11 protein-coding genes and 1 tRNA gene are annotated in these 6754 nt (G+C 55.6%); 6 read left to right on the forward strand and 6 right to left on the reverse strand.

Annotated elements, in window-relative coordinates:
* From RT613_RS19845 to RT613_RS19855, 3 genes are all read left to right on the forward strand, one after another.
* A partial coding sequence (locus RT613_RS19845; protein ID WP_313618109.1) for a cytochrome ubiquinol oxidase subunit I occupies positions 1 to 368 on the forward strand: 368 nt, incomplete at its 5' end.
* Positions 361 to 1362 (forward strand): cytochrome d ubiquinol oxidase subunit II, encoded by a 1002-nt coding sequence (cydB, locus tag RT613_RS19850; RefSeq protein ID WP_313618124.1) that lies wholly within the window; start codon positions 361 to 363, stop codon positions 1360 to 1362. The genes RT613_RS19845 and cydB, both read left to right, overlap by 8 nt.
* Positions 1362 to 1499, forward strand: a complete 138-nt coding sequence (locus RT613_RS19855) for a DUF2474 family protein (RefSeq protein ID WP_313618110.1) — start codon at positions 1362 to 1364, stop codon at positions 1497 to 1499. Before cydB ends, RT613_RS19855 begins: the two co-directional genes overlap by 1 nt.
* 45 nt (positions 1500 to 1544) lie before the next feature.
* Here RT613_RS19855 and RT613_RS19860 read toward each other — a convergent pair whose 3' ends face one another.
* From RT613_RS19860 to RT613_RS19880, 5 genes are all read right to left on the reverse strand, one after another.
* The gene (locus RT613_RS19860; protein WP_313618111.1) at positions 1545 to 1871 is read right to left on the reverse strand and encodes a hypothetical protein; all 327 of its coding nucleotides are present in this window, start codon (positions 1869 to 1871) and stop codon (positions 1545 to 1547) included.
* A gap of 39 nt (positions 1872 to 1910) precedes the next feature.
* Entirely contained in the window at positions 1911 to 2249 is a 339-nt protein-coding gene (locus RT613_RS19865) for a hypothetical protein (RefSeq protein ID WP_313618112.1), read from the reverse strand.
* A 154-nt stretch (positions 2250 to 2403) separates the two neighbouring features.
* Positions 2404 to 2712: a type II toxin-antitoxin system RelE/ParE family toxin gene (locus tag RT613_RS19870; RefSeq protein ID WP_313618113.1), complete on the reverse strand. Its 309-nt coding sequence runs from the start codon at positions 2710 to 2712 to the stop codon at positions 2404 to 2406.
* On the reverse strand, positions 2713 to 2991 hold the full coding sequence (locus tag RT613_RS19875; RefSeq protein WP_313618125.1) for a type II toxin-antitoxin system ParD family antitoxin: 279 nt from the start codon (positions 2989 to 2991) through the stop codon (positions 2713 to 2715). It abuts the gene before it with no gap.
* Positions 2992 to 3274: 283 nt separating this feature from the next.
* Positions 3275 to 3350 (reverse strand) — tRNA-Lys (locus RT613_RS19880).
* Positions 3351 to 3528: 178 nt separating this feature from the next.
* On the opposite strand from RT613_RS19880, the gene RT613_RS19885 reads away from it, so the two are divergent.
* The 3 genes from RT613_RS19885 to RT613_RS19895 all read left to right on the forward strand — a co-directional run bounded on the left by RT613_RS19885 (position 3529) and on the right by RT613_RS19895 (position 5546).
* Complete coding sequence (locus tag RT613_RS19885; RefSeq protein WP_313618114.1) at positions 3529 to 4275, forward strand: cytochrome c biogenesis CcdA family protein; 747 nt, start codon at positions 3529 to 3531, stop codon at positions 4273 to 4275.
* A gap of 42 nt (positions 4276 to 4317) precedes the next feature.
* Positions 4318 to 5262 carry an AEC family transporter gene (locus RT613_RS19890; RefSeq protein WP_313618115.1) on the forward strand — a complete coding sequence of 315 codons (945 nt, stop codon included), beginning with the start codon at positions 4318 to 4320 and terminating at the stop codon, positions 5260 to 5262.
* Positions 5263 to 5423: 161 nt separating this feature from the next.
* Complete coding sequence (locus RT613_RS19895) at positions 5424 to 5546, forward strand: hypothetical protein (RefSeq protein ID WP_313618116.1); 123 nt, start codon at positions 5424 to 5426, stop codon at positions 5544 to 5546.
* Positions 5547 to 5776: 230 nt separating this feature from the next.
* Here the strand turns inward: RT613_RS19895 and RT613_RS19900 are convergent.
* Positions 5777 to 6754, reverse strand: a 978-nt coding sequence (locus RT613_RS19900; protein WP_313618117.1) for a UbiH/UbiF family hydroxylase, incomplete at its 5' end; no start/stop codon positions are given.

The following is a 6754-nucleotide window of genomic DNA, read 5'->3' on the forward strand; positions in this document are numbered from 1 at the left end:
GCTGTCTTTACGACAACCGTCTGCTGCACCGTGCCGCCATCTGCATGGGGCCATCGGGTTTCATTGCCGTTCTTGCAGGCTGGTTTACGACCGAAGTCGGCCGCCAGCCCTATACGGTCTATGGTCTGCTGCGCACGTCTGAAAGCCTGTCACCGATTGATGCACCCGCTGTCGGTGCATCACTCCTAGCCTTCATCGTGGTCTATTTCATCGTGTTTGGGGCAGGGGTCTTTTACCTGCTGCGGCTGATGTACCGCACGCCAGTGCTGGATGAAGACCACGAGCTGGACCATGCACCCACCCGCACGGCAGGCATTACCCCTGCACTTGCCCATGAAACCCTTTCCGGAGGTCGTCACGATGTTTGATCTTGCCTTTATCTGGGCGGCGCTGATTGCCTTTGCCGTGCTTGCCTATGTCATTCTCGATGGTTTTGATCTCGGCATCGGCATTTTGTTTCCGATGTTTCCCAACCGGCATGACCGGGACGTTATGACCAATTCCATCGCGCCTGTTTGGGATGGTAACGAAACCTGGCTGGTGCTGGGTGGCGGTGGGTTGATGGCGGTGTTTCCGCTGGCCTATGCCACCGTGCTGCCAGCCCTTTACATGCCGATCATTCTGATGCTGCTGGGGCTGATCTTTCGCGGTGTGGCGTTTGAATTTCGCTGGCGCACCAAACGCGGCAGCATCTGGTGGGATGGCGGTTTTTTTGTTGGCTCCACCATTGCGGCCTTCATGCAGGGCGTGGCGCTTGGCGCTCTCGTGCAGGGTATCAGGGTGGTGGACCGCGCCTATGCCGGCGGCTGGTGGGACTGGTTGACACCATTCAGCGTTGCCACCGGTCTGGCTGTGGTCGTTGGTTACGCGCTGCTCGGTGCCACATGGCTCAACCTGAAAACCACGGGTGATTTGCAGGCCCGGTGCCGCAAACTTTCCATGGTGGCGGGCGTCGGCACGATTGCGCTGATCGGCACGGTCAGCCTGTGGACGCCCTTTATTGACCGGGTTTATTTCGATCGCTGGTTTGGCTGGCCAACGGCGTTTTTCTCAGCCCTTGTGCCATTGCTGGTTGCCATCTGCGCACTGGCACTGTGGCAGGGGCTGATGCGCGAGAAAAACCTGCAGCCGTTTTTGGCGGCACTGGGGCTGTTCATCCTCAGCTTTGCCGGCCTTGGTATCAGCTTTTACCCCTATATCGTGCCGGGTTCGCTGACCATCTGGGAAGCGGCAGCACCTCAGAGTTCAATGGCCTTCCTGCTGGTTGGTGCGCTGGTGCTGATCCCCACCATTCTTGCCTATACCGGTTATGCCTATTGGGTTTTCCGCGGCAAGATCGACCCGGAGGAGGGGTATCACTGATGGCTGCTCCCGCACCCAAACCCGCATCCCAGGGGAAATTGTCGAAACGCCTGCTGTGGTTTGCCGCGATATGGCTGGCCAGCGTGTTGACGCTGACCGTGGTGGCCTATGGCATCCGGTTGATGATCATGCCTTGAGCATTGAAACCACGGCTGGAAGAGCGACGTCTCACAAGCGCGGCATCACTTTGCCGCCTTGCCAGCTTGTTTTGCCTTGGCAGCCGCCGCCGCCTTTGCAGCGTTTGATTTGGTGTAGTCAAACATCACTGGCTGGCGGTATGTCTGGTTAGGCCTCGGGTTCGGTATCTTGTGATAAAACGCCAGCAGCGCCAGGTGAAGCGCCATACCATCTTTCTTGCGGTCACCGGTAACACTGCTCAGTTGCGTCGACGAAATATTACCGCGGGCATCCGTCTTGATCGTTACGTAGACCGTGTCAGAATCGACTGTCGTGCAGGCCTGAAGCAAAAGCGCCAATGCGCTAACAATAATTGCAAAACGGAATTTCACGTCAAAAACCTTCTGAAGAATACGTGTGTAGCGGAAGCACTATTTTGTGCTGCCTGAGGCACTCTTGGGTTTTGTTTTGGCATCCGGTTCGCTTTTTTCTGTCCCGAACAAGGGTCTTACTTCATTGATTTGGACAGGCTGTCTGTATGTGTGCGAAGATTGAGGTTGTGGAACCTTTGATTTGAAATAGTTCTTTGCCAAATTGACCGCATAGGCGTCTTTGTCCATGTCACCCGAAGATTTGGCGATTGTCGTTGACGCGAGTTTGCCCTTGGCATCTGTGTGCAACATTACCACCGTAAGCGTACTGTCTTTTGCTGAACATCCCTGCAGCGAAAGAGCCAAGGCACCAATCAGTATTGGAAAAACAAACTTCATCTCAAATGCCCCTGAAAATACGCAAGCGTTTGTCATCGAATCAAATCGTGATTTTCAGGTTTAGTAGTTTGCGGGTTTGCAATCAGCAAGAGAATAAGACAACCCGAGGGTTGTTTTCTGCTTTGCCTATTTGTGTGGTGTCGTGGGTGGTAATTCACTCAGCGTTTGTGTCGCCAAACTCTTGGCCCTTGGCGAGAATACGCAGAACCACCACGTCATCATCTTCTACGACAAATGCTACGCTGGCGCTGTGTTCGAACCCAATGATGCGAAGCCCTGGGCGTACTTCTTCGCGCACTGTTCCGCGTTCGGGAAATACGTTCAACGAACTCAAAAAAACGCTGATGCGGTCAATATAGCGGTCGGCGGTGACGGGTGAGCCAGACTTCTCAACGATACGAGCATGTATTCGCACGATATCGGTTTGCGCCTCCGGCGACAGGCGCACAGCATAATATTTCATTTAATCGCGGCCTTCGCCTTTGGCGATGCGGGCGCGAATGTTTGCCATACCTTCATTGAGCGAGACGGAACGGGTTGGGTCTGCTTTATGGGCGTCATAAGCTGGAGCGACCTCGTCACGTAGCCAGCGCTCTACTGCAGCGTCTCGCGCAGCGAGGGTACGCAGGCCATCACGAATGACTTCGCTTTCGGTGGCGTATTCGCCGGAGGCTACCTTCGCCTTTACCATTTCAGCCATCTCGATGGGCAAGGTGATGCTGAGGGACTGAGTTGTGCGCATGATCGTCACTTTCGTTTCTGACGCCATAATATCACGCGACACGATTTAATCCTACACTTTCGTGAGTGAGACGCGATGCAAATGCGAATCGTCGAGCAGAATCACTGCAGCGAATCGCGAGTGATTCGTTTGTCATGATCGAAATTAGATGGAAGGCGTCAAGTCGCGAATGAGGGCCGTAGGCGGGTAGGGCCTGTAAAGCCGAAAAGGCTTGTTGCGCGGTATGTGGGGATTTTTGTGTCTTGCAGACTTGTTTTGAAATCAACCACTTCTGTTAATGAAGTGGTGAGAGCACAGGGATTCGAACCCTGGACCTACTGATTAAAAGTCAGTTGCTCTACCAGCTGAGCTATGCTCTCCCATGCAGTTCGTCTGCCCTGCGGAAGTGGGCGGAACATATTTACGGCCTCGGTTCGGGTCAACCCTCAAAAACAACTTTATTTCACTATTCCGCGTTTTTTTGTCTCACCCCCGAAAAGGTGATTGGCGAACACAGGGGGCAAAGATTAAAACTCCTTGAAAAATACGGAGTTACACGTGTCCATCGCCGAAATTTCCCTGTTCAGCGCATTGTTTGCCGGTGCCCTGTCATTTCTCTCGCCCTGTGTATTGCCGCTGGTGCCGCCTTACCTTTGCTACATGGCGGGTGTTTCGGTTGAGCAGTTCAAGTCGGAGACTGTGCAGGCAGAGCCGCGCGTCAAATGGGCGGTGATGTTGTCGGCGCTTTTTTTCACGCTCGGTTTTTCCACCGTGTTCATTGGCCTCGGTGCAGCGGCCTCCAGCGTTGGCATGCTGCTGCGCCAGAACCTGGATATTCTGGCCAAGATTGGCGGCCTGATCATCATCATCATGGGCCTCAACTTTCTGGGCGTGTTCCGTATCGGCATCCTGTCGCGCGAGGCGCGGTTTCAGGGTAGTGGAAAACCGGCAACATTGTCTGGTGCCTATGTGATGGGCCTTGCCTTTGCCTTTGGCTGGACGCCCTGCATCGGCCCGGTGCTTGGCGCGATCCTTGGTGTTGCCTCGATGCGTGACACGGTGGGGGATGGCGCCGTGCTGCTGGCCATCTATTCGCTGGGTCTTGCGGTGCCGTTCTGGATTGCGGCCAGTTTTTCCGGCTCGTTCATGCGGTTTCTGGCGCGGTTCCGCCGTCACCTCGGCATCATTGAAAAGATCATGGGCGTGTTCCTCATCCTCACCGGTGTGGCATTCATGACCGGTTTTATCACCAACATGGCAATCTGGTTCCAGGAAACCTTCCCAATCCTGATGCAAATAGGCTAAGCGTCGCCCCGTCGATCTCATTTCGTCGGCGGGTAGGGTGCTATGTCTGACATTTTCAGTCTGTTGTTGCCGTTTTTCGGCATGATTTTCATTGGTTATGTGGCTGCACGGTTGATCCGGCAGCCGGCCGAGGCGATGGGCTGGCTGAATGTGTTCATTCTTTACGCCGCTTTGCCGGCGCTGTTTTTCAAGCTGATTGCCAAAACCCCGATGGAACAGCTGGCGCGCATGGATTTTGTCGGCACCAGCCTGCTGGCCACCTATTCCATTTTTGCGTTGCTGTTCGTCGTGGGTGTGGTCATCCGCAAGAACAGCATTGCTGAAACCACCATTCAGAGTTTTTGCGGAAGCTACGGCAATATTGGTTATATGGGGCCGGGGCTTGCCCTTCTGGTGTTCGGCGAAGCGGCGGCCGTGCCTGTGGCACTTATTGTCTGTCTCGAAAACGCCACGCATTTTATCGTCGCTCCAGCGATGATGGCGATTGCAGGCGGTGATAAACGCTCACCCCTGAAGCTGGCCGGTGACATATGCAAAAAGGTGCTGACTCATCCGTTCATTCTGGCGGTGATCTTGGGTTTTATTGCAGCCGGTACATCCTGGGCGCCACCGGAACCCCTGCAGCGGTTGATTGATTATCTGGCGCCAACGGCCGCACCCTGCGCACTGTTTGCCATGGGTGTTACGCTGGCGCTCAGACCCATCAAGCGGCTGTCGGTGGAAATGTGCTATATCGTGCCGGCCAAACTCATTCTTCACCCCGTGGTGACCTACGTGTTTTTGACGTCATTTGGCACGTTCGACCCGATCTGGGTCTATTCGGCGGTGCTTCTGGCAGGCCTGCCGACGGCCGCCAATGTCTTTGTCATCGCGCAGCAATATCAGGTGTGGCAGGAGCGGGCGTCCGCCTCCATCCTGATCAGCACCGTGCTTTCCGTGGTGACGTTGACCGGCGTGCTTTATGTTGTGCGGCAGCTTGCGGGGTGAGCTTTCCCGTTTGTCGTCATTCTCAGGCTTGTTGCGGGAATTCAGCGTAGCGCGTCGGCGCAACGAAAGAGTCTTTTTCAGCCCAAAGACTTGGGCTGGCCTGGATTCCTGTAAAAAGTACAGGAATGAAGGGTGGTTTAGGCGGCTGTTGGAGATAAGCAGTGAGCGAGGGTGAGGACCGTACGATTGGCCGAGGGTTCGCACTCGGTGCCAACTACATTTTCGACGTCATCCTCGCCCTTGTGGCGAGGATCCAATCACGCCAGCCAGGCATGTTGCGGTAATGGATAGGTGGTTAGATACTTGGGACAAGCCCAAGTATGACGGCAGGTTTGGTTGCGGCATAACAAAACCCCTCACCTGAAAAATCTATCACTTAGCAAGCTAAGATGATGATTTTTCTTCCTCTCCCACAAGGGTAGAGGTAGGCACTCGCGGCCCCGCTGACGACATCAGCAACATTCGCGCGTGTCGTCTTGGTATTCAAAGCTGATCCGGTCGTCGGTAAACCGGATTATCTCTTCAACCCGGCCCACAGAAGCGAAGGAATGGACTTCAACCCACGGCCGGGTTCAATGCCTTCGCGCATGATGGTGCTGCGCAGCGGTGACAGGCCAGACAGCAGATGCAGGCCGGCGGCGCGCAACATCTGCACTGGCAGGAAGGATGTCAGCAGCGAGCGGTTGAGCAGGTCAACGCTCCAGGTGCGGCTCATCACATCCACCTTGCGGCGGCGCTCGAATGCGTTGCCGGCATCGCCAGAGATCGGTTTGTCCTTGTTGGCGCCCAACAGGTCGCTCAGCGTCATGATATCTCGCAGGCTGAGGTTGAGGCCCTGTGCACCAATTGGCGGAAAGGCATGGCCGGCTTCACCCACCAGTGCAACGCGGCCCTTGCCAAAACGGTCAGCCGTCATGCTGGAAAGCGGCCAGCTCTGCACGCCATCTTCCACTGTGACCTTGCCGAGCATGGATTGCATGCGCTCTTCAACCCGTGCGCTGAGCTCTTCGGGCGACAGTGCCATCATGTCGGCCGCCTGTTCCGGTGTCACCACCCAGACGAGGCTGGAGCGATTGCCGGGCAGGGGCACCTGTGTAAACGGGCCGGTTGGTGTATGAAACTCGGTCGAAACATTGCCATGGGGCAGGGTATGGGCAAAGTTCATGACCAGCGCAGTCTGCGGATACCCCCATGAACGCACGCCGATACCGGCTGCGTCCCGCACCTTGGATTTGCGGCCATCGGCACCAATCACGAAGGCCGAGGTAATGACGTCACCCTTTTCCAGCGTGATGGTCACTTGTTCTGGTGTCAGCTCAATCGTGTCGGCAATGGCCTCGATCACCGTGATATTAGGTTCAACGGCAATGGCCTGTTCCAGCGCATCATTGAGCGGCTTGTTGGGAATGTTCCAGCCAAAGGCTGGCAGGTCGATTTCGGAAGAGCGAAACTGGACGGTCGGTGCGCGCAGCAACCGATCAGTTCCGTCGAT

It is taken from the genome of Agrobacterium sp., assembly GCF_032092815.1.
Classification (GTDB): domain Bacteria; phylum Pseudomonadota; class Alphaproteobacteria; order Rhizobiales; family Rhizobiaceae; genus Agrobacterium.